Genomic DNA, 20,856 nt, shown 5'->3' on the forward strand with positions numbered 1-20,856 from the left:
GTCTTTTTTATGCTCGTAGATTCCCATTGTCACCTTGATCGCCTCGACCTCGCCGCCCATGACGGTTCGCTGGATGCTGCACTCGATGCTGCGCGCCAGCGCGGGGTAGGGCACTTTCTGTGCATCGGCGTGAGTGCGGACAATGCCGCTGACGTCAAAGCCCTCGCCGATCGTTATGACGACGTCGATTGCTCGGTCGGTGTGCATCCATTGGATGTGCAACCGGGCGCCGCGCCGGCGCTCGACTGGCTGCTGCACGAACTCAATCACCCGAAAGTGGTGGCGATCGGCGAAACCGGTCTGGATTATCACTACGAGCCGGAGGCCGCCGAGCTGCAGCAGGAATCCTTCCGCCTGCACCTGCAAGCCGCCCAGCAGACCGGTAAGCCGGTGATCATCCACACCCGAGGCGCCCGCGCCGATACCCTCGAACTGCTGCGTGAAGCGGCGTTGCCCCAGGCCGGTGTGCTGCATTGTTTCACCGAAGACTGGGACATGGCCAAGGCTGCGCTGGACATGGGTTATTACATTTCCCTGTCGGGCATCGTCACTTTTCGCAATGCCGACGCCCTGCGTGATGTGGCCAGCAAGGTGCCGGCCGATCGCCTGCTGGTGGAGACCGATTCGCCGTATCTGGCGCCGATCCCTTATCGCGGCAAGCCGAACCTGCCGCAGTATGTGCGCGAAGTGGCAGAGTTTCTGGCGATGCTGCGCGGAGAAAACTATGAGCGGTTTGCCGAGCAGACCACCGAGAACTTCAAGCGGCTGTTCCCGTTGGCTTATGTAAAAGCCTGAATCGCAGGCAAAAAAAACCCGGGTTCTGGGGGGTGAATCCGGGTTAAGACCATTAGGAGTAAAACAAAGGCACGCGGTCCCTTGGTACCTTTATCGGCACGGCACTTGGGGGAGATGCCGTCCGACAGTTCAAGTATTGATCAGTCTGGCGTGCAGTCCAGTTGGCCGGTCGGGGTTTTTAAACAAATTTGGAATACATGCGCTTCAGATGAGTTCTCATTGCGCCACAAACGTTCCCGAAATGAACAACAAACACAGATATGGTCGGATGATCCGTGCATTTTTGCGCAAGTTAGGCATAATACGCGGCTTCGAATTTTGACCCCTACAGACCTTTTCTTATGCACAAAGAACCTCGTAAGGTCCGTGAGTTTCGTCGCCGCGAGCAAGAAATTCTCGATACCGCGCTCAAGCTGTTCCTCGATCAAGGTGAAGACAGTGTCACCGTCGAGATGATTGCTGATGCCGTGGGTATCGGCAAAGGCACGATCTACAAGCACTTCAAGTCCAAGGCCGAGATCTACCTGCGCCTGATGCTCGATTACGAGCGCGATTTGAACGAGCTGCTGCATTCGGCCGATGTCGACAAGGACAAGGAAGCGCTGTCCCGTGCCTACTTCGAATTCCGCATGCGTGACCCGCAGCGCTATCGCCTGTTCGACCGCCTCGAAGAGAAGGTCGTAAAAGGCAATCAGGTGCCGGAAATGGTCGAGGAGCTGCACAAGATCCGTGCCTCGAACTTCGAACGCCTGACCCTGCTGATCAAGGGCCGGATCAGCGAAGGCAAGCTCGAAGACGTGCCGCCGTACTTCCACTACTGCGCATCCTGGGCGTTGGTGCACGGCGCGGTGGCGCTGTATCACTCGCCGTTCTGGAGCAATGTGCTGGAAGATCAGGAAGGTTTCTTCCAGTTCCTGATGGACATCGGCGTGCGCATGGGCAACAAGCGCAAGCGCGATCCGGAAATCCCAAGCAGCTGAGCCATTCAGCTGCCTTATTGCGCCATGATTTCGCTACATGGCGCAGTAGCGCAGGAATATACTCAGGCATAGGGCTTGCTAAAACTTGATTTGTGAGTCAAGTTTTAGTCGCTCGATTTTCTATCGCCGGAGTGATCATGATCGTTGACCGTCAAGGCAGGCGTTTTCGCAATTTGCGCATCAGCCTGACCTCAGCCTGCAATTACGCCTGTACCTACTGCGTGCCCAACGGCAAGCGGTTGGTGGCTGCGCAGGATGAACTGTCGGCCGAGGCCATGGCCCGTGGCGTGGCTTATCTGATCGAAGCCGCCGGCATCGAACGCTTGCGCATCACCGGTGGCGAGCCGCTGGTCAGCCCCAAACTCGAATCTTTCATGAGCGCCGTCGGCAAGATGGGTCTGGAAGACATCAGCCTGACCACCAACGGTCAACTCCTCGCGAAAAAACTGCCGCTGCTGGTGGATGCCGGTCTGCGCCGGATCAACGTGTCCCTCGATACCCTGGATGCCGGCGCCTTCCGCAGCATCGCCCGTGGCGGCGATCTGGCGACCGTGCTCGATGGCATGGACCAGGCAAAAGCCGCCGGACTGAAGATCAAGGTCAACATGGTGCCGTTGCGCGGGCAGAATCTGGATCAGGTGATGCCGCTGCTCGATTACTGCCTGGAGCGCGGCTACGAGTTGCGCTTCATCGAGTTGATGCGCATGGGCCACCTCGCCACCGACTCCAACGCATTCCTGCAACAGTTCGTCAGCCTGCAGCAACTGCTGAGCCTGATTGGCGAGCGCTACGAATACGCCCAGGCCGATGCGCCGGTGGATGCTACGGCCGTGCGCTATGCGATCCCGGGGCTCGGCCATTTCGGCGTGATCGCCAACGAAAGCGTGCCGTTCTGCCGAACCTGTTCGCGTCTGCGTCTGTCCTCGACCGGTTGGCTGCATGGCTGCCTGTCATCGAGCAACCGCCACTATGTCGGCGATCTGCTCGACAAGCCGCGCCATCAGGCACTGCCGGCATTGCAGCGTCTGCTGGTCAAGGCGTTGGGCGACAAGCAGGAAGTGGCGTTCTCCGGTGGCGCGACCGTCATGAAGATCATCGGCGGCTGATTCCTCTTTTTCGCGAGCAGGCTCGCTCCCACAGGGTTTTTCGCAATCCTGTGGGAGCGAGCCTGCTCGCGAAAGCAACTCATCATTCGACGAAGATCCTGAGCTGGCGCAAAAGCTGCATCCAACGGCCATTCGCCGGTTTTCCGTCACCGGCTTCTGGAGGATGAGGATGCGTAGCCTGGTTTTGCTGCTGGCCGTTTTGGCGCTTGGCGGCTGTATGACTGTCAGCGATATGGCCGAAGGCACTCGCTATCAGATGAGCGACGCGGGGCTGCTGGATCACAGCGACAGCCGGCGGGTGAACAACTTCCGCATTCAGCCGGACTCATTCATCTACATCGCCCAGGGTGCATTCGCGCCGCCGGGTGGTTCCTACCCGCGGCCGAACGTAGTGGCCGAAGAGGCCTTCAAGGGTTTTGTCGAATACTTCCCGATGGTTCGCCGTGCCCGTGCACCGGAAGGACTCGATCAGGCGTTGGGCGAAGCTCGCGATGCTGGCGCGCACTACCTGCTGTACACGCGTTTCGCCAGGTCTGACGACCGGATCGGCAACTCCGATGAGTGGCTCGATCAGGAAGCCGTGGATCGCCTGGGCATCGACAGCGGCGTGATTCAGATCATGTTGATCGAGACCAGCACCCAGTATTTGATTGATACTGCACGGATCAAGAGTCGTGGCGGTTTACTGACGTTCCACGACAACAAACCGGAAGACCTGATCGGCCCGCCGCTGGCGCAATACGCGCGCAGCCTGCTGGGGATCAGCGACCAATAAACCCAAGGAGTACGCCATGAGTGGCCCGCAAAAAGCCAATGACCTGTTGGGACAGATCCCCAAAACCAAAGGCTTACCGCCGGTGCACTTGTGGAATCCGGACTTCTGCGGCGACATCGACATGCGCATCGCCCGCGACGGCACCTGGTATTACCTGGGCACGCCGATCGGGCGCAAGCCGATGGTCAAGCTGTTCTCCACCATCATCCGCCGCGACGGCGATGATTACTTCCTGATTACCCCGGTCGAAAAGGTCGGGATCAAGGTCGACGATGCGCCGTTCGTGGCGATTGCTGTGGAAGTCGAAGGCGAGGGTGAGGCGCAGGTACTGCGCTTCACCACCAATGTCGAGGAGACCGCCGAGGCCGGGCCGGAACATCCGATCCGCGTCGAGATCGATCCGGCGACTCAAGAGCCCGCGCCTTATGTGCATGTGCGCAGCAACCTCGAAGCGCTGATTCACCGCAATGTGTTTTACCAACTGGTGGAGCTGGCGGTCAGTCGTGAAATCGACGGGCAACGCTGGTTGGGCGTGTGGAGCGGCGGCGAGTTCTTCCGCATCGGCCTCGAACCCTGACAATGAATCGAATGTGGGAGGGGGCTTGCTCCCGAAGGCGGTGTGACAGTCACCCTATGCAGTGACTGATGTATTGCCTTCGGGAGCAAGCCCCCTCCCACATTGATCTATGTACATCCGCAAAATCTGATTTGACTCCCAATCATATGATCATTAGCGTGGACACCCATCGCCACCCGCTTTGAGGTCTCCATGTCCAGCAGCTTTCATGCATCAACGGTCGATTGGCTGGGCAGCTGGATTGCCGCCGGCCAGGTCAAGCCGGGGCAGGCGATCAAGGTCGAGGCAGATCTGGGCCAGCAGCTCGGTGTCAGCCGCACCGTGATCCGCGAAGCGATCAAGACCCTCGTCGCCAAAGGCATGCTCGAAGTCGGGCCGAAAGTCGGTACCCGCGTGTTGCCGGTGCGGCGCTGGAATCTGTTCGATCCGCAAGTCGTCGGCTGGCTGTCGCGCAACGGTCTGCCGGAAAACTTCGTCGATGACCTGCTCGACCTGCGCCGCACCATCGAACCAATGGCCGTGCGCTGGGCCTGCGAGCGCGCCACGCTTGAGCAGATTCAGGCCGTGCAACTGGCCTACAACGCGCTGGAGCGGGCTGTCGACAGCGGCATCGATTACAACCGCGCCGACCAGTCCTTCCACGAATGCATTCTGGCGGCCAGCCACAACCAGTTCATCGAGCAAATGGTCCCGGCCCTCGGCGCCTTGCTTGCTGTGTCGTTTGAAGTCTCCGCTGCCGACCCCGACGAACTGCGTCGCACATTACCGATCCACAAGGACATGGCCGACGCCATCGCCACCCGCGATGCCGCGCGCGGGGTGTGGGCCTGCATGACCCTGATCGACAACGCCGACCTGGCGATCAAACGCTTTTACCCGCAGGTGATGGCCGACAAAAAAGCCAGCTGAAAACACACATCCCCCTGTAGGAGTGAGCCTGCTCGCGATAGCGGTGGGTCAGTCACAATCGTCGTCACTGACCCACCGCTATCGCGAGCAGGCTCACTCCTACAGTTAAAACAACAACATGAAGGATTCAATATGCCGTTGACCGCCGTAACCCAACATCGCGCCAAACTCGGTGAAGGGCCATTCTGGGACGCTCCCACCCAGGCGCTGTACTGGGTCGATATCGCCGGCCAGCAAGCGCTGCGGCTGATCGGCAACAATGTGCAGATCTGGCAGATGCCCGAGCACGTTTCGGCGTTCATTCCGTGTGCCAGCGGCGATGCGCTGGTGACCCTGAGCAGCGGCGTGTATCGCCTTGATCTCGATTCCCCCGGCCTCGAACCGCGCCTGACGCTGTTCTGCATCGCCGACCCGCAACCGGGCAACCGGCCCAACGAGGCGCGCTGCGACGCACTGGGCCGACTGTGGCTTGGCACCATGCAGAACAACATCGGCGAAAATGGCGAAGACCTGCCAATCGTGCGCCGCTCCGGTGGCCTGTTCCGTATCGATCCCGATCAGCGCGTCACGCCATTGCTGCGCGGTCTGGGGATTCCCAACACCCTGCTATGGAGCGATGACGGCACCACGCTGCTGTTCGGCGACAGCCTCGACGGGGCGCTCAATCGCTATTTCATTCACACCGACGGCAATCTCGGCAGCCCCGAGGCCTGGTACGGCGCAGACGGGCAGGGCGGCCCGGACGGTTCGGCGATGGACGCCGAAGGTTATGTGTGGAACGCCCGCTGGGATGGCAGTTGCCTGCTGCGCCTGAGCCCGGAGGGCAAGGTCGAGCGCACAATCGATCTGCCCGTCAGCCGTCCGACCAGTTGTGTATTCGGCGGTGAAGACCTGAAAATCCTGTACATCACCAGCGCCCAGAGTCCGCACAACCATCCACTGGATGGCGCGGTGCTGTCGATGCGGGTCGACGTGCCGGGCAAACTCTGCACGCGGTTTGCGGGTTAAATCCCATAATATGGGATGCAAAATTATATATTGAGATTATTCGGCGGTCGGGTTTATAGTCGGTTCCAGCAGTAACACGCACTCACACTTAAAAAGAACAAAACAGGTGAAGTGATGCAGCGAATCTCTATCGCACTCCTCAGCGGAGTCAGCGTCTCGCAACGGCCCAGCGTCGCTCGCCGCGCCTGCCTGTTTTGTTTTCACAATCTTCCAGACCGGACATCGGCAGATGCCCGGTTTTTTTGTGCTGACGAACAGGAGTCATGATCCATGGCTGAACCTCTTTCCTTGCCGCCGGTGCCCGCGCCGCCGAAGGGTGAGCGCCTGAAAAACAAAGTCGTGCTGCTGACCGGCGCCGCTCAAGGCATCGGCGAAGCCATCGTTGCCACCTTCGCCTCGCAGCAGGCCAGACTGGTGATCAGCGATATCCAGGCAGAGAAGGTCGAAAAGGTTGCCGCCCACTGGCGCGACAAGGGCTACGACGTGCAGGCGATCAAGGCCGACGTTTCGCGTCAGCAAGACCTGCACGCCATGGCCAGACTGGCGATCGAACTGCACGGACGCATCGACGTGCTGGTCAACTGCGCCGGGGTCAACGTGTTCCGCGATCCGCTGCAAATGACCGAAGAAGACTGGCATCGCTGCTTCGCCATCGACCTGGACGGCGCCTGGTACGGTTGCAAAGCCGTGCTGCCGCAGATGATCGAGCAGGGCGTCGGCAGCATCATCAATATTGCCTCGACCCATTCCAGCCAGATCATTCCCGGTTGCTTCCCGTACCCGGTGGCCAAGCACGGCCTGCTCGGACTGACGCGGGCGCTGGGCATCGAATACGCATCGAAGGGCGTTCGGGTCAACGCTATTGCCCCGGGCTACATCGAGACGCAACTGAACGTTGATTACTGGAACGGCTTTGCCGATCCGCACGCCGAGCGTCAGCGCGCGTTTGATCTGCACCCGCCGAAACGCATCGGCCAGCCGATGGAAGTGGCGATGACCGCCGTGTTCCTGGCCAGTGATGAAGCGCCGTTCATCAACGCCTCGTGCATCACCATCGATGGTGGGCGCTCGGTGATGTACCACGACTGAATGGATTCGGTTTCAGGCGATGAACTCCGTCTGAAATCCAATCATCATACGATATGACTATTTTCAACAGGCTTTGCAGCAGTACGTGTCACGCCACCACACCTGTGGCGAGGGAGCTCGCTCCCGCTCGGCTGCGCAGCAGTCGTAAATTCGGGCTGCGCGGTGTGTTTGATTGACCGAGGTAACCGGTTTTAGGGCCGCTTCGCAGCCCAGCGGGAGCAAGCTCCCTCGCCACAAACTGTTTAATTTGCTCAAAAAAAATAACAAGGAGTCAGCTTATGAAACGTCGTTTCGGGATTCGTACCCTGTGCAGTGCCGCGCTGGCGGTCACCGCGTTCAGTCTGAGCAGCTCGCTGCTGGCTGCCGACACCGTGAAAATCGGTTTTCTGGTCAAGCAGGCTGAAGAACCGTGGTTCCAGACCGAGTGGGCCTTCGCTGAAAAAGCCGCCAAGGACAAAGGCTTCGAACTGATCAAGATCGCCGTGCCGGACGGCGAGAAAACCCTCTCGGCCATCGACAGCCTTGCGGCCAATGGCGCGAAAGGCTTCGTGATCTGCCCGCCGGACGTCTCGCTCGGCCCCGCGATCATGGCCAAAGCCAAACTCAATGACCTCAAAGTGATCGCCGTGGACGACCGCTTCGTCGACGCCAACGGCAAGTTCATGGAAGACGTGCCGTACCTCGGCATGGCGGCGTTCGAAGTCGGCCAGAAGCAGGGCAACGCGATGGTTGCCGAAGCGAAGAAACGCAACTGGGACTGGAAAGACACCTACGCGGTGGTCAACACCTACAACGAGCTCGACACCGGCAAGAAGCGCACCGACGGTTCGATGAAGGCGCTCGAAGACGCCGGCCTGCCGAAAGAGCACATCCTGACCGCCGCGCTCAAAACCCTCGACGTGCCGGGCAGCATGGACGCCACCAACTCGGCGCTGGTCAAGCTGCCAAGCGCGGCGAAGAACCTGATCATCGGCGGCATGAACGACAACACCGTGCTCGGCGGCGTACGCGCTACCGAAGCCGCCGGGTTCGCTGCGGCCAACGTGATTGGCATCGGCATCAATGGCACCGACGCCATCGGCGAACTGAAAAAGCCCAACAGCGGTTTCTTCGGTTCGATGCTGCCTAGCCCGCACATCGAAGGCTACAAGACCGCCGAGATGATGTACGAGTGGGTCACCACCGGCAAAGAGCCGCCGAAGTACACGGCGATGGACGACGTCACCCTGATCACCCGCGAGAACTTCAAGCAAGAGCTGGAAAAAATCGGCCTGTGGAATTGATGGCTGCTCGATCGGAGTGAAGAGGTGACTCAGATGCACGCGCAAGTACAGACACATGCAAGCAGCGCCGGCGGCAGCCTGCGCTTCAACGGAATCGGCAAGACCTTCCCCGGGGTCAAGGCGCTGGACGCCATCAGCTTCGTCGCTCACCCGGGGCAGGTGCACGCCTTGATGGGCGAGAACGGTGCCGGTAAATCGACTCTGCTGAAAATCCTCGGCGGCGCCTACATCCCCAGCAGTGGCGAGTTGCAGATCGGCGAGCAGACCATGGCGTTCAAGTCGACGGCCGACAGCATTGGCAGCGGCGTCGCGGTGATCCACCAGGAGCTGCACCTGGTGCCGGAAATGACCGTCGCCGAGAACCTGTTTCTTGGCCACCTGCCGGCCAGTTTCGGCCTGATCAATCGTGGCGTCCTGCGCCAGAATGCCCTGGCCTGCCTCAAGGGCCTGGCCGATGAAATCGATCCGCAAACCAAGGTCGGGCGCCTGTCGCTCGGTCAGCGGCAACTGGTGGAAATTGCCAAGGCGCTGTCCCGTGGCGCGCATGTGATCGCCTTCGATGAGCCGACCAGCAGCCTCTCGGCGCGCGAGATCGACCGTTTGATGGCGATCATCAGTCGCCTGCGCGATGAGGGCAAAGTGGTGCTCTACGTCTCCCATCGCATGGAAGAAGTGTTCCGTATTTGCGATGCAGTGACGGTGTTCAAGGACGGCCGTTACGTGCGCACCTTCGACGACATGAGCCAGTTGACCCACGATCAACTGGTGACCTGCATGGTCGGGCGCGACATTCAGGACATCTACGATTACCGCAGCCGTCCACGCGGCGCGGTGGCGTTGAAGGTCGACGGTTTGCTCGGCCCGGGGCTGCGCGAGCCGGTGAGTTTCGAGGCGCACAAGGGCGAGATTCTCGGCCTGTTCGGTCTGGTCGGGGCCGGGCGCACCGAGCTGTTTCGCTTGCTCAGCGGGCTTGAGCGCAACAGCGCCGGACGCCTCGAATTGCGCGGTCATGAATTGAAATTGCGCTCACCGCGCGACGCGATTGCCGCCGGGATCCTGCTGTGCCCCGAGGACCGGAAAAAAGAAGGGATCATCCCGCTGGCCAGCGTTGCCGAGAACATCAACATCAGCGCGCGCGGCGCCAATGCCAGCCTCGGCTGCCTGCTGCGCGGGCTGTGGGAGAAGGGCAATGCCGACAAGCAGATCAAGGCGCTGAAAGTCAAAACCCCGCACGCCGGGCAGCAGATCAAATTCCTGTCCGGCGGCAATCAGCAGAAGGCGATTCTCGGTCGCTGGCTGTCGATGCCGATGAAGGTCTTGCTGCTCGACGAGCCGACTCGCGGCATCGACATCGGCGCCAAGGCCGAGATCTACCAGATCATCCATAACCTGGCCGCCGATGGCATTTCGGTGATCGTCGTTTCCAGCGACCTGATGGAAGTCATGGGCATTTCCGACCGCATTCTGGTGCTTTGCGAAGGCGCGCTGCGCGGCGAAGTCAGCCGCGACCAGGCCAATGAATCCAACCTGCTGCAACTGGCTTTGCCGCGCCATCGCGCTGACGGCGTGGCAAACTGAGAGGTGAACATGATGACCATCCAAAACAAGGCGCTGCCGACCCCCCGCAAACCGCTGGACCTGCGGCGCTTCCTCGATGACTGGGTCATGCTGCTGGCGGCCATCGGTATCTTCCTCGCTTGCACCTTGCTGATCGACAACTTCCTTTCGCCGCTGAACATGCGCGGGCTGGGGCTGGCGATTTCCACCACCGGCATTGCCGCGTGCACCATGCTCTACTGCCTGGCGTCAGGGCATTTCGACCTGTCGGTGGGCTCGGTGATCGCCTGCGCCGGGGTGGTTGCGGCGGTGGTGATGCGCGACACCAACAGCGTGTTCCTCGGCGTCAGTGCGGCGCTGGTGATGGGCCTGATTGTCGGGCTGATCAACGGCATCGTGATTGCCAAGCTGCGGGTCAATGCGCTGATTACCACACTGGCGACCATGCAGATCGTCCGTGGCCTGGCCTACATTTTTGCCAACGGCAAAGCGGTGGGTGTGTCGCAGGAATCGTTCTTCGTCTTCGGCAACGGCCAGTTGTTCGGCGTGCCGGTGCCGATCCTGATCACCATCGTCTGCTTCCTGTTTTTCGGCTGGCTGCTGAACTACACCACCTATGGGCGCAACACCATGGCCATCGGTGGCAACCAGGAAGCGGCGTTGCTCGCTGGCGTCAACGTTGACCGGACCAAGATCATCATCTTCGCCGTACACGGCGTGATCGGTGCGCTGGCCGGGGTGATTCTGGCGTCGCGCATGACCTCCGGGCAGCCGATGATTGGCCAGGGTTTCGAGCTGACGGTGATCTCGGCATGTGTGCTCGGCGGCGTGTCGCTGAGCGGCGGGATCGGCATGATCCGCCATGTGATTGCCGGGGTGCTGATTCTGGCGATCATCGAGAATGCGATGAACCTGAAGAACATCGATACGTTTTATCAGTATGTGATTCGCGGTTCGATTCTGCTGTTGGCGGTGGTCATCGACCGCCTCAAACAACGGTAATCACAATTCCCCTGTGGGAGCGGGCTTGCTCGCGAATGCGGTGTATCAGTCGCCGAAAATGTTGACTGACACTCCGCATTCGCGAGCAAGCCCGCTCCCACAATGGACTGCGTCATCCCCCGCCTTCTGTCTGCCCCCGCAAATTTCCCTTGCTCGTCCGCGCCCGTTTCGGTTATCACTTTGTACATGATTAGACAGGTACGATTTGACAAGAAACAACGGGTGGTCGACGAACTCGTCCGGCGCATCGAAAGCGGCCTCATGGAGGACGGCTTTCTGTTGCCCGGCGAGCATCAGTTGGCTCAGGAATTCAATGTCAGCCGTGGCACGTTGCGCGAAGCGCTGGCCGAGCTGAAGCGGCGCAATTACATCGCCACGCAAAGCGGGGTCGGCTCGATCGTCACGTTTGACGGTGTGGTGCTCGATCAGCGCAGTGGCTGGGCGCAGGCGCTGGCCGACAGCGGGGCGCTGATCAACACCGAAGTGCTGCGTCTGGAAGCCGTGACCCGGCCCGATCTGCTCTCGCGCTTCGGCACCGAGCAATTCATCACCCTCGACCGGCGCCGTCGTTCCAACGATGGCACCCTGGTGTCCCTCGAACGCTCTTTGATGCCGGCGACCGGAGGCCTGGAAAGCCTGCCGCGGGTTGGTTTGATCGACAACTCCCTGACCATCACCCTTGCTGCGTACGGCTACATCGGCGAGCGCGGTGATCAGTGGATCGGCGCCGAACCGCTGAATGCCGAAGACGCCGAACTGCTCGGGCGCCCGGTCGGCACCGTTTTCCTCAAGGCCCTGCGCACCACCTACGACCGGCAGAACCGTTTCATGGAGCAGGTCGAAAGCCTGCTCGACCCGGTGCATTTCCGCCTGCACCTGCAATTTGGAGAATCGAAATGACCGCGCTCAACCGTGCCCTCGGTGCGTTTTATGGCCTGGCCCTCGGTGATGCGCTGGGTATGCCGACGCAATCGCTGAACCGCGAAACGATCAGGACCCGCTTCGGCAAAATCACTGATCTGCAGGACGCTGGTCCCCTGCAACCGATCGCCGCCAACATGCCCAAGGGTTCGATCACCGATGACACCGAACAGGCGATTCTGGTCGGCGAGTTGCTGATTGAAGGCAAGGGCCGCATCGAACCGGCAGTCCTCGCCCAGCGGCTGATCGAGTGGGAAGCCGAGATGCAGGCCAAGGGTTCGCAGGACCTGCTCGGGCCATCGACCAAACGCGCCATTGAAATGATCCTCGCCGGTCACTCGCCGGAGGAGGCCGGGCGTTACGGCACCACCAACGGCGCGGCCATGCGCATTACTCCGGTGGGCATCGCGGCAGACGTCGCCGATCCCGAGCGTTTCATCGCAGCCGTGGTTCAGGCCTGTCAGGTCACGCACAACACCACACTGGGAATTTCCAGCGCGGCGGCGGTCGCGGCAGTGGTCTCGGCCGGGATCAACGGCATGGATCTGGGCGAGGCGTTGAACCTCGGCCAGCAGATTGCGCAACAGGCGGAAGCGCACGGGCACTGGGTCGCCGGTGGACGTATTGCTTCGCGCATCAGTTGGGCGCGAACCATCAGCGTCGACAGTGACAAGGCACTGCTGGCGGATCTGCTGTACGACGTGATCGGCACTTCGGTGGCATCGCAGGAATCGGTGGTGGTGTCGTTCGCTTTGGCGCAGCAAGTGGCGGTCGGCGAGATGAGCGCATTCGATGCGTTGTGCATGGCCGCCAGTCTTGGCGGCGACACCGACACCATCGCAGCGATTCTTGGCGCCATGCTCGGGGCCTGCCTGGGTCTCGAGAGCTGGCCGGCGCCGATGATTGCCACGGTCAAAGCGGTTAATCATCTGGAGCTTGAACCGTTGGTGCAGGGGCTGTTGGCCTTGCGCTGACCACATAACTGTGGCGAGGGAGCTTGCTCCCGCTGGGCTGCGAAGCGGCCCCAAACCCTGCCGACACACTGTGTCAGACATACCCCATTGTTTGGATTTACGACTGCTTCGCAGCCGAGCGGGAGCAAGCTCCCTCGCCACAAAAGCAAGTTTTATTGAGTCATTGCCACAACCACAATAAAGGCAAACAGGAGCACTGTTCATGAGTTCATCAAACGCCGGGCCAAGCGCCGGGCAGCTGGAAACACGCGGTATCGAGCCGGTACCGGAAGCCGAGTGCAACGGTCATCCGCTGCAACTGTTCTGGGTCTGGTTCGCCGCCAACATTTCCATTCTCGGTCTGCCGCTGGGTGCCACGCTGGTGGCGTTTCGCGGGTTGGCGATCTGGCAGGCGATCATCGTCGCGATTGTCGGCGCCGCCGGTTCGTTCGCTGTAGTCGGGATCATCTCGATTGCCGGCCGCCGAGGCCGTGCGCCGAGCCTGACGCTGTCGCGGGCGATCTTCGGCGTACGCGGCAACATCGGCCCGACGCTGGTCTCGCTGATGTCGCGGCTGGGCTGGGAAACCGTCAACACCACCACCGCCGCGTTCGTGTTGCTGTCGTTGTGCTCGATCCTGTTCGGCTCCCCAGTGGAAGCGAAAAGCGCGCCGGTGCTCACGCTGATTTTCATCGCGATTTTCGTGCTGCTGACCCTGTCGGTTTCCGGCCTCGGCCACGCCACCTTGCTGGTGATCCAGAAGTGGGCGACCTACGTGTTCGGTGCGTTGAACATTCTGGTCGGTGGCTTCCTCTGCGCCACCATCGACTGGAGCGCCGTATTCAACGCCACCCCTGCGCCGATGAGCGCGATGATCATCGGCATCGGCACCATGGCCGCCGGCACCGGGATCGGCTGGGCCAACGCCGGCGCCGACATGTCGCGCTATCAGCACCGCAGCGTCAAGGCTGTGCGGCTGGTCGCTTCGGCAGCGTTCGGCGCGGGGATTCCGCTGGTGTTGCTGATCACCCTCGGCGGCCTGCTGTCGGTCGGCAACAACGATCTCGCCTCGGCGACTGATCCGATCGTGGCCATCCGCGACATGCTGCCGACGTGGATGGCCGTGCCGTACCTGATCACCGCATTCGGTGGCCTGCTGCTGTCGAACAACCTCTCGGTGTACTCCGCCGGTTTGACCACGCTGACCCTCGGCCTGAAGGTCAAACGCGTCTACGCGGTAGTGGTCGACATCGTGGCGATCTTCGCCGGTTCGATCTACTTCATGCTGATTGCCGACAGCTTCTACGGCCCGTTCATCACCTTCATTTCGCTGCTGGCGGTGCCGATCACCGCGTGGGTCGGGATCTTCGTCGTTGACCTGCTTCATCGTCACTACTACAGCCCCAAAGACCTGCTCGACGTCAGCCCGAGCAGCGCCTATTGGTATCGCGGCGGCATCGAGTGGCGCGCGTTCAGCGCGTGGGCGATTGCCATCGTGCTCGGCTTCAGCTTTACCACCATCGGCACCACGGCCGAGAACGTCTGGTTCAAGGGCTTCTTGTCCGACTCGTGGCTGGGCCACAACGGTCTGGGCTGGATCGTGACCTTCGTGGTGGCCGGTGGCATTTACCTGGTCCTCGGCGGGGCAAAAGATCGCCGCGCCGCGCAAGTCGAGAATGCTCATGCCTAAGATGTTGCACACCGGCCAGGTCATCATCGACCTGGTCATGGCCGTGGATCAGCTACCGCAAATCGGTGGCGATGTGCTGGCGCAGTCTGCCGCGTTCGAGGCTGGCGGCGGTTTCAACGTGATGGCGGCTGCCGTGCGTAATGGTTTGCCGGTGGTCTATCTCGGTCGCCACGGTACCGGGCGTTTCGGTGATCTGGCGCGCCAGGCGATGACCGCTGAAGGCATCCACATCGGCATCGAACAAGCGGCGCAGCGCGACACCGGTTTGTGTGTGGCGCTGACCGACTCATCGGCCGAACGCAGTTTCATTTCCTACATCGGCGCCGAAGGCGAGGTGACGCCGGACGACCTGAACAGCGTGGCCGCCGAGGCGGGCGATTATGTCTACGTCAGCGGTTACAGCCTGCTGCATGCAGGCAAGGCGCAATCGCTGCTGGACTGGACGCTGGCGCTGCCGCAGGCGATCAACGTGGTGTTCGATCCGGGGCCGTTGGTCGAGTCGCCGGACTCGCCGTTGATCCAGGCGCTGCTGCCGCGCATCGATGTGTGGACCAGCAACAGCGTCGAAGCGCTGCGCTTTACCGAGGCGACTGACATTGCTCAAGCGCTGGACCGGTTGGCGGATCATCTGCCGAAGGATGTGCTGATGGTGGTGCGCGACGGGCCGCAGGGCTGCTGGATTCAGCAGCGTGGCGAGCGTCGGCATGTGCCGGGATTTGCCGTGAAAGCGCTGGACAGCAACGGCGCGGGTGATGCCCATGCCGGGGTGTTTGTCGCCGGATTGGCGCAGGGTTTGAACGCGCACGAGGCGGCGCGGCGGGCGAATGCGGCGGCGGCTTTGGCGGTGACGCGTTGGGGGCCGGCGACAGCGCCGGGGGCTGCCGAGGTGGACGCGTTTATCAGTGAGTCCTGCGGCGATTGATCGACCGCCTTCGCGAGCAAGCCCGCTCCCACATGGGATTCGCGTCGATCACAAAACCCACTGTAGAAGCTGCCGCCGGCTGCGATCTTTTGCTCTTGAAAGATCACATCCTGCAGCAGCTCCAACAGAACTCAGCTGCTTGCAGATCTACCGTCAGCTTTCGAGCTTTCTCGCCGCTTCAACCCCTGCCGCACTGAGCTTGATCGGCAAATTCAACGAGTGTTCGCCGGCCTCGTTGCAGGTCACATGACCATGGTGGATCAGTCCGCGATCCTGCAAGGAGGCGAGGGCGCTGGCCACGACTTTCTCACCGCGATAGTTGTCCAGCACCTCTTTGCCCAATCCGCTCGGATGGGCATGCAGCAGGCGGGTGAGGACTTCTTTTTCCAGGTTTTTATCGACGTTCATGGTTACCTCTTCATGGATGTGAATAGGACGCTCGCGTCGGCGAACTACTGGCCGGACCCTTCGGAGCCCGACCCACCAGTGGTGGTTTTGGAACCGATTCCAACGCCCGAGTTGTCAGGCGTAGCAGGGGAATCTGGCGTATTCATGCCGCCCTGGCGACCGGGATCACTGCCTTGGGTGCGCGGATCGGTGCCGGTGGCGGGTGGCTGGTTGATCAACGGCACGCCCGAGCCATCGGTGTTCATGCCGGGGGCACTGTTGATGGCGGGTGCGCGTGGCGGTGGAACCGGGTCGGTGGGGCCTGTGCCCGCTGCGGTGGTGGACGCGGCGAACACCGCTGGGCAGAGCAGGGCGCTGAATACGAGGGCAGTCAACCTTGACGAGATCATAGGGCTTCTCCAGTGATTGGAATCCTTACCTGTTGTTGGTCTGCCCTTGAATCGGATTGGTGCCTGATGAACGACGAACGGTCGTGACGCAGGACTGTCAGTCGAGGCCGATTTCTTCCTTGAACTGCTCCATGAAACCCTTCAGGCGCTGATGCCGGACCTGTGCCTGACGCTGACCGGCGACGGTCTGGAAACCATCGGCCAGGTGCAGCAGTTTGGTCTGGAAGTGGTCGAGGCAAAAGCGCGTGTCGTCGTAGTCGCGTGCTTTGGCTTCGGGGTCGACAGGGTCATACAACGCACTGCCCATGCGTCCGGCGACGTAGAAGGTGCGGGCAACGCCGAGCATGCCCAGCGAGTCGAGACGGTCGGCGTCCTGGACCAGTTTCGCTTCGAGGGTCAGCGGGGTGATGTTGGCGGAAAAACTGTGGGCTTCGATGGCGTGGGTGGCGGCGCTGATTTTGCTTTCGGGCCAATCCAGATCGGCCAGCACATTGGCGGCTTTTTCTGCGGCGAGACGCGAAGCCTGCGAGCGCAGCGGCGAGTTTTTTTCCACGGACACGCAGTCGTGCAGCAGCACGGCGGCGAGCAACACTTCCAGGTCGCCACCTTCCTCAGCCTGCAAGGTGCGCGCGTTGTGCCAGACCCGTTGCAGGTGGGCGAGGTCGTGGGCGCCGTCGTCGCCGGGTTCGAGGGCGTGGGGCAGCAGTGCTGCTGCGAGCGCCTCCACGGGCATAAAAATCTCAGTGTTCATGAGCATCCTTTCAGATTGTCGAAGTTCCCTGTGGGAGCGGGCTTGCTCGCGAAGGCATCAATCCAGTCACCATCATTGTTGTCTGTCAGACCGCATTCGCGAGCAAGCCTGCTCCCACATTGCACTAGCGGAGCAGGATATTCTCTGTGTTGCCATGTGACGAGCGCCGTCCACGGCCTTAGTATGGCGTTTTCCTTTTCCGACAAGGCCCGTCCATGACGATCGAAATCCGCCCGGCGACCCCCAGCGATGCACCGCAAATCCTCGCCTTCATCACCGAACTGGCAGATTTCGAAAAGGCCCGCCACGAAGTCATTGCGAGTGTCACCGACATCGAGCGCAGCCTGTTCAGCGAGGGCGCCACCGCCCACGGCCTGATCTGCCTGCGTGACGGTGTGCCGATCGGTTTTGCGGTGTTCTTCTTCAGCTATTCGACGTGGCTCGGCAGCAACTGCCTGTACCTCGAAGACCTCTACATCACCCCCGAGCAACGCGGCGGCGGCGCCGGCAAAACCCTGCTGCGGCATCTGGCGAAAATCGCCTGTGCCAATGACTGCGGACGCTTCGAATGGAGCGTGCTGGACTGGAACACCCCGGCCATCGAGTTCTACAAATCCCTCGGCGCGCAACCGCAGGAAGAGTGGGTGCGCTATCGCATGGATGGCAAGGTGTTGCGTGAGTTTGCCGAAGGGTAGGTGATCCTTCAGGAAAAGATCGCAGCCTTCGGCAGCTCCTACAGAAGACTTGACCAGCCTCTGTAGGAGCTGCCGAAGCCTGCGATCTTTTTTTGTTAATTTCCCACAATATGGGAATGATATTTATATATTGAGATGTTCCTGCGCCAAGGTTTATAGTCCATCGCACTCACTGCCAAAAACAAAACAGGTGAAGCGATGCAGGCGCAATTGATCGCGCTCGACTGGGGGACGACCTCATTACGTGCTTACAAACTCGCGGCGGGCGCAGTGGTGCTGGAGCAGCGTGCGCTGTCGTCCGGGATCATGCAGTTACCGCAGACGCCGCGAGTCATCAACGGTCGTGAATGCGCCGACGGTTTTGAACTGGCCTTCGAAGACGCGTGCGGCGACTGGCTCGATGCGCAGCCGGATCTGCCAGTGATCGCTTGCGGCATGGTCGGCAGCGCTCAGGGCTGGCGCGAAGCGGCCTACTGCGAAACGCCGGCGAACGTCGCCAATCTCGGAAACTCCCTACAAACCCTGGTCAGTCTGCGCGGCACGCGGGTGCACATCGTGCCGGGCGTGATTCAGCGTTCGCACTTGCCCAACGTGATGCGCGGCGAAGAAACCCAGGTCCTCGGCGCACTGCAGAATTTGCCGCTCGAGGCGGGCGACGATCTGTTGATCGGTCTGCCGGGCAGCCATTCAAAGTGGGTGGAAGTGGTCGATGGCTGCATCACTCATTTCGACACCTTCATGACCGGCGAAGTGTTCGCCGTACTCAGTCATCACAGCATTCTGGGTCGTACCCAACAGCACGGCGGGGCTTTCGATGGCCCGGCGTTTGACCGTGGCGTGCAAGTGGCGCTGTCGGCGGACGGCGAGCTGGGCGTGCTATCGACGCTGTTCAGTGCCCGCACGCTGGGCCTGACCGGCGAACTCGACGCCAGTGCACAACCTGACTATTTGTCCGGCCTGTTGATCGGCCATGAACTCGCTGCACTCGCCACGGCTCAGCGCCGCCGACGCAACAGCGTGCATCTGCCTTCGATCGTCCTCATCGGCAACGCGCAACTCTGCGCCCGCTACGGCCGGGCCCTCGATGCCTGCGGTTTCGCCCGGATCACGCTGGCCGAGCAGGCCACCGAGCGCGGTCTGTGGCAACTGGCGCTGGCCGCCGGACTGCTCGATTCCTCATCCCGTTAACCCTGACTGGAGGCCTGACATGCTCAAACAAGCACTGGCACAAAACGGTCTGATCGCGATCCTGCGTGGCCTGCATCCGCAGGAAGCCGCCGCTGTCGGAGAAGTCCTGTATGCAGCCGGATTTCGCGTCATCGAAGTACCGCTCAATTCCCCGTCGCCGTACGAAAGTATCCGCATCCTGCGTCAGACCTTGCCCGCCGATTGCCTGATCGGTGCCGGCACGGTGCTGACCCCGGAGCAGGTCGAGTTGGTGAAAGAGGCCGGCGGCCAGGTGATCGTCATGCCACACAGCGATGCCAGGGTTCTGCGCGCAGCGAAAGCGGCGGGACTGTACCTGTCGCCGGGTGTCGCGACACCGACCGAAGCGTTCGCGGCGCTGGTGGAGGGCGCGGACATTCTCAAGCTGTTCCCGGCCGAGCAGATGAGCCCGGCGGTGGTCAAGGCGTGGCTCGCGGTGTTGCCGTCCGGGACGGTGCTGGCGCCGGTCGGCGGGATCACCCCGGACAACATGCAAGCGTTCATCGACGCTGGCGTGAAAGGTTTCGGCCTCGGTTCCGGACTGTTCAAACCGGGCATGAGCGTTGAGCAAGTTGCCGTCAATGCCAAGGCTTACGTCGCCGCCTGGAAAGCCCTTCGCTAACCTTTCTGGCGCATCTATAAGAGAGACAAGAAGATGAAAATCACCAAACTCACCACCTTCATCGTCCCGCCGCGCTGGTGCTTCCTCAAGGTCGAAACCGATGAGGGTGTGACCGGTTGGGGCGAGCCTGTGGTCGAAGGCCGCGCGCACACCGTCGCCGCTGCCGTTGAAGAATTGTCCGACTATCTGATCGGCAAAGACCCACGCAATATCGAGGACATCTGGACCGTGCTGTACCGCGGCGGCTTCTACCGCGGCGGCGCGATCCACATGAGTGCGCTGGCCGGTATCGATCAGGCGCTGTGGGACATCAAGGGCAAGGCCCTCGGCGTCTCGGTCAGCGATCTGCTTGGCGGTCAGGTGCGCGACAAGATTCGCGTGTATTCGTGGATCGGTGGCGACCGTCCGGCCGACACCGCACGCGCCGCGAAAGAGGCGGTGAGCCGGGGTTTTACTGCGGTGAAAATGAACGGCACCGAAGAGCTGCAGTTCCTCGATTCCTTCGAGAAAGTCGATCTGGCCCTGGCCAACGTCGCCGCTGTGCGTGATGCGGTCGGGCCGAACGTCGGTATCGGCGTCGACTTCCATGGCCGGGTGCACAAACCCATGGCCAAGGTGCTGATGAAGGAACTCGACCCGTACAAACTGATGTTCATCGAAGAGCCGGTGCTCAGCGAAAACTACGAAGCGCTGAAAGAGCTGGCGCCGCTGACCAGCACGCCGATTGCCCTGGGTGAGCGGCTGTTCTCGCGCTGGGATTTCAAGCGGGTGCTGAGCGAAGGCTACGTCGACATCATCCAGCCGGATGCCTCGCATGCCGGCGGTATCACCGAAACCCGCAAGATCGCCAACATGGCCGAAGCCTACGACGTGGCGCTGGCGCTGCATTGTCCGCTGGGGCCAATCGCGCTGGCGGCGTGCCTGCAGCTGGATGCGGTTTGCTATAACGCGTTCATTCAGGAGCAAAGCCTGGGCATCCATTACAACGAGAGCAACGACTTGCTCGACTATGTGAAGGATCCACGGGTGTTCGACTATGACCAGGGCTTCGTGAAGATTCCGAACGGGCCGGGGCTGGGCATCGAGATCAATGAGGAATACGTGATCGAACGCGCGGCGGTCGGCCACCGCTGGCGCAACCCGATCTGGCGCCATGCCGATGGCAGTTTTGCCGAGTGGTGAGTCCCTTTTGACCCACCACAAATCTCCTGTATGAGT

General features: G+C 61.2%; 22 protein-coding genes. 19 read left to right on the plus strand and 3 right to left on the minus strand.

The window, feature by feature from the left end; genetic code table 11:
- The first annotated feature begins 9 nt into the window (after window positions 1–9).
- From LCH64_RS05145 to LCH64_RS05220, 15 genes are all read left to right on the plus strand, one after another.
- Complete coding sequence (locus tag LCH64_RS05145) at window positions 10–795, plus strand: TatD family hydrolase (protein ID WP_226499658.1); 786 nt, start codon at window positions 10–12, stop codon at window positions 793–795.
- Between the two features lie 341 nt (window positions 796–1,136).
- The gene (locus tag LCH64_RS05150) at window positions 1,137–1,775 is read left to right on the plus strand and encodes a TetR/AcrR family transcriptional regulator (protein WP_045122584.1); all 639 of its coding nucleotides are present in this window, start codon (window positions 1,137–1,139) and stop codon (window positions 1,773–1,775) included.
- A gap of 137 nt (window positions 1,776–1,912) precedes the next feature.
- Window positions 1,913–2,881: a radical SAM protein gene (locus tag LCH64_RS05155; protein WP_103484729.1), complete on the plus strand. Its 969-nt coding sequence runs from the start codon at window positions 1,913–1,915 to the stop codon at window positions 2,879–2,881.
- A gap of 169 nt (window positions 2,882–3,050) precedes the next feature.
- On the plus strand, window positions 3,051–3,656 hold the full coding sequence (locus tag LCH64_RS05160) for a DUF4823 domain-containing protein (protein ID WP_003227024.1): 606 nt from the start codon (window positions 3,051–3,053) through the stop codon (window positions 3,654–3,656).
- 16 nt (window positions 3,657–3,672) lie between these two features.
- Complete coding sequence (locus LCH64_RS05165; protein ID WP_003227023.1) at window positions 3,673–4,233, plus strand: DUF1285 domain-containing protein; 561 nt, start codon at window positions 3,673–3,675, stop codon at window positions 4,231–4,233.
- A gap of 192 nt (window positions 4,234–4,425) precedes the next feature.
- Window positions 4,426–5,142, plus strand: a complete 717-nt coding sequence (locus tag LCH64_RS05170; RefSeq protein ID WP_045122583.1) for a FadR/GntR family transcriptional regulator — start codon at window positions 4,426–4,428, stop codon at window positions 5,140–5,142.
- Between the two features lie 132 nt (window positions 5,143–5,274).
- Window positions 5,275–6,150: an SMP-30/gluconolactonase/LRE family protein gene (locus LCH64_RS05175; RefSeq protein ID WP_226499659.1), complete on the plus strand. Its 876-nt coding sequence runs from the start codon at window positions 5,275–5,277 to the stop codon at window positions 6,148–6,150.
- A 270-nt stretch (window positions 6,151–6,420) separates the two neighbouring features.
- Window positions 6,421–7,239: an SDR family oxidoreductase gene (locus LCH64_RS05180; protein ID WP_226499660.1), complete on the plus strand. Its 819-nt coding sequence runs from the start codon at window positions 6,421–6,423 to the stop codon at window positions 7,237–7,239.
- 278 nt (window positions 7,240–7,517) lie between these two features.
- Entirely contained in the window at window positions 7,518–8,522 is a 1,005-nt protein-coding gene (locus LCH64_RS05185; protein ID WP_103484723.1) for a substrate-binding domain-containing protein, read from the plus strand.
- A gap of 33 nt (window positions 8,523–8,555) precedes the next feature.
- Complete coding sequence (araG, locus tag LCH64_RS05190; protein ID WP_226499661.1) at window positions 8,556–10,100, plus strand: L-arabinose ABC transporter ATP-binding protein AraG; 1,545 nt, start codon at window positions 8,556–8,558, stop codon at window positions 10,098–10,100.
- 12 nt (window positions 10,101–10,112) lie between these two features.
- On the plus strand, window positions 10,113–11,081 hold the full coding sequence (gene araH / locus LCH64_RS05195; protein ID WP_045122821.1) for an L-arabinose ABC transporter permease AraH: 969 nt from the start codon (window positions 10,113–10,115) through the stop codon (window positions 11,079–11,081).
- Window positions 11,082–11,267: 186 nt separating this feature from the next.
- Window positions 11,268–11,981: a GntR family transcriptional regulator gene (locus LCH64_RS05205; RefSeq protein WP_045122582.1), complete on the plus strand. Its 714-nt coding sequence runs from the start codon at window positions 11,268–11,270 to the stop codon at window positions 11,979–11,981.
- A complete protein-coding gene (locus LCH64_RS05210; RefSeq protein WP_226499662.1) occupies window positions 11,978–12,976 on the plus strand; it encodes an ADP-ribosylglycohydrolase family protein in 999 nt (332 codons plus the stop codon). The genes LCH64_RS05205 and LCH64_RS05210 overlap by 4 nt, the downstream gene beginning before the upstream one ends.
- Before the next feature lie 202 nt (window positions 12,977–13,178).
- Window positions 13,179–14,645 (plus strand): cytosine permease, encoded by a 1,467-nt coding sequence (locus LCH64_RS05215; protein ID WP_226499663.1) that lies wholly within the window; start codon window positions 13,179–13,181, stop codon window positions 14,643–14,645.
- A complete protein-coding gene (locus LCH64_RS05220) occupies window positions 14,638–15,567 on the plus strand; it encodes a PfkB family carbohydrate kinase (RefSeq protein WP_226499664.1) in 930 nt (309 codons plus the stop codon). The genes LCH64_RS05215 and LCH64_RS05220 overlap by 8 nt, the downstream gene beginning before the upstream one ends.
- Window positions 15,568–15,720: 153 nt before the next feature.
- On the opposite strand, the gene LCH64_RS05225 is transcribed toward LCH64_RS05220, so the two are convergent.
- The 3 genes from LCH64_RS05225 to LCH64_RS05235 form a co-directional block, all read right to left on the minus strand.
- Window positions 15,721–15,975, minus strand: a complete 255-nt coding sequence (locus LCH64_RS05225) for a hypothetical protein (protein ID WP_103484720.1) — start codon at window positions 15,973–15,975, stop codon at window positions 15,721–15,723.
- A 44-nt stretch (window positions 15,976–16,019) separates the two neighbouring features.
- On the minus strand, window positions 16,020–16,364 hold the full coding sequence (locus LCH64_RS05230) for a hypothetical protein (protein WP_226499665.1): 345 nt from the start codon (window positions 16,362–16,364) through the stop codon (window positions 16,020–16,022).
- Between the two features lie 97 nt (window positions 16,365–16,461).
- Window positions 16,462–17,115, minus strand: coding sequence for an HD domain-containing protein (locus LCH64_RS05235; RefSeq protein WP_226499666.1), 654 nt, complete (start codon window positions 17,113–17,115; stop codon window positions 16,462–16,464).
- 215 nt (window positions 17,116–17,330) lie between these two features.
- On the opposite strand from LCH64_RS05235, the gene LCH64_RS05240 reads away from it, so the two are divergent.
- The 4 genes from LCH64_RS05240 (at window position 17,331) to dgoD (ending at window position 20,820) form a co-directional block, all read left to right on the plus strand.
- Entirely contained in the window at window positions 17,331–17,810 is a 480-nt protein-coding gene (locus tag LCH64_RS05240; protein ID WP_003226995.1) for a GNAT family N-acetyltransferase, read from the plus strand.
- Window positions 17,811–18,008: 198 nt separating this feature from the next.
- Complete coding sequence (locus LCH64_RS05245; RefSeq protein ID WP_226499667.1) at window positions 18,009–18,998, plus strand: 2-dehydro-3-deoxygalactonokinase; 990 nt, start codon at window positions 18,009–18,011, stop codon at window positions 18,996–18,998.
- A gap of 19 nt (window positions 18,999–19,017) precedes the next feature.
- Complete coding sequence (locus LCH64_RS05250; protein ID WP_226499668.1) at window positions 19,018–19,638, plus strand: 2-dehydro-3-deoxy-6-phosphogalactonate aldolase; 621 nt, start codon at window positions 19,018–19,020, stop codon at window positions 19,636–19,638.
- 33 nt (window positions 19,639–19,671) lie between these two features.
- Window positions 19,672–20,820, plus strand: a complete 1,149-nt coding sequence (gene dgoD / locus LCH64_RS05255; protein WP_003226991.1) for a galactonate dehydratase — start codon at window positions 19,672–19,674, stop codon at window positions 20,818–20,820.
- Window positions 20,821–20,856 lie beyond the last annotated feature (36 nt).

This window comes from Pseudomonas sp. MWU16-30322, from assembly GCF_020515535.1.
Classification (GTDB): Bacteria; Pseudomonadota; Gammaproteobacteria; order Pseudomonadales; family Pseudomonadaceae; genus Aquipseudomonas; species Aquipseudomonas fluorescens_H.

Bases quoted from the DNA above. Each gene is read 5' to 3' on its own strand.
- LCH64_RS05145 (WP_226499658.1), top strand. From the start codon at position 10: ATGCTCGTAGATTCCCATTGTCACCTTGATCGCCTCGACCTCGCCGCC.
- LCH64_RS05150 (WP_045122584.1), top strand. From the start codon at position 1,137: ATGCACAAAGAACCTCGTAAGGTCCGTGAGTTTCGTCGCCGCGAGCAA.
- LCH64_RS05155 (WP_103484729.1), top strand. From the start codon at position 1,913: ATGATCGTTGACCGTCAAGGCAGGCGTTTTCGCAATTTGCGCATCAGC.
- LCH64_RS05160 (WP_003227024.1), top strand. From the start codon at position 3,051: ATGCGTAGCCTGGTTTTGCTGCTGGCCGTTTTGGCGCTTGGCGGCTGT.
- LCH64_RS05165 (WP_003227023.1), top strand. From the start codon at position 3,673: ATGAGTGGCCCGCAAAAAGCCAATGACCTGTTGGGACAGATCCCCAAA.
- LCH64_RS05170 (WP_045122583.1), top strand. From the start codon at position 4,426: ATGTCCAGCAGCTTTCATGCATCAACGGTCGATTGGCTGGGCAGCTGG.
- LCH64_RS05175 (WP_226499659.1), top strand. From the start codon at position 5,275: ATGCCGTTGACCGCCGTAACCCAACATCGCGCCAAACTCGGTGAAGGG.
- LCH64_RS05180 (WP_226499660.1), top strand. From the start codon at position 6,421: ATGGCTGAACCTCTTTCCTTGCCGCCGGTGCCCGCGCCGCCGAAGGGT.
- LCH64_RS05185 (WP_103484723.1), top strand. From the start codon at position 7,518: ATGAAACGTCGTTTCGGGATTCGTACCCTGTGCAGTGCCGCGCTGGCG.
- araG (WP_226499661.1), top strand. From the start codon at position 8,556: ATGCACGCGCAAGTACAGACACATGCAAGCAGCGCCGGCGGCAGCCTG.
- araH (WP_045122821.1), top strand. From the start codon at position 10,113: ATGACCATCCAAAACAAGGCGCTGCCGACCCCCCGCAAACCGCTGGAC.
- LCH64_RS05205 (WP_045122582.1), top strand. From the start codon at position 11,268: ATGATTAGACAGGTACGATTTGACAAGAAACAACGGGTGGTCGACGAA.
- LCH64_RS05210 (WP_226499662.1), top strand. From the start codon at position 11,978: ATGACCGCGCTCAACCGTGCCCTCGGTGCGTTTTATGGCCTGGCCCTC.
- LCH64_RS05215 (WP_226499663.1), top strand. From the start codon at position 13,179: ATGAGTTCATCAAACGCCGGGCCAAGCGCCGGGCAGCTGGAAACACGC.
- LCH64_RS05220 (WP_226499664.1), top strand. From the start codon at position 14,638: ATGCCTAAGATGTTGCACACCGGCCAGGTCATCATCGACCTGGTCATG.
- LCH64_RS05225 (WP_103484720.1), bottom strand. From the start codon at position 15,975: ATGAACGTCGATAAAAACCTGGAAAAAGAAGTCCTCACCCGCCTGCTG.
- LCH64_RS05230 (WP_226499665.1), bottom strand. From the start codon at position 16,364: ATGATCTCGTCAAGGTTGACTGCCCTCGTATTCAGCGCCCTGCTCTGC.
- LCH64_RS05235 (WP_226499666.1), bottom strand. From the start codon at position 17,115: ATGAACACTGAGATTTTTATGCCCGTGGAGGCGCTCGCAGCAGCACTG.
- LCH64_RS05240 (WP_003226995.1), top strand. From the start codon at position 17,331: ATGACGATCGAAATCCGCCCGGCGACCCCCAGCGATGCACCGCAAATC.
- LCH64_RS05245 (WP_226499667.1), top strand. From the start codon at position 18,009: ATGCAGGCGCAATTGATCGCGCTCGACTGGGGGACGACCTCATTACGT.
- LCH64_RS05250 (WP_226499668.1), top strand. From the start codon at position 19,018: ATGCTCAAACAAGCACTGGCACAAAACGGTCTGATCGCGATCCTGCGT.
- dgoD (WP_003226991.1), top strand. From the start codon at position 19,672: ATGAAAATCACCAAACTCACCACCTTCATCGTCCCGCCGCGCTGGTGC.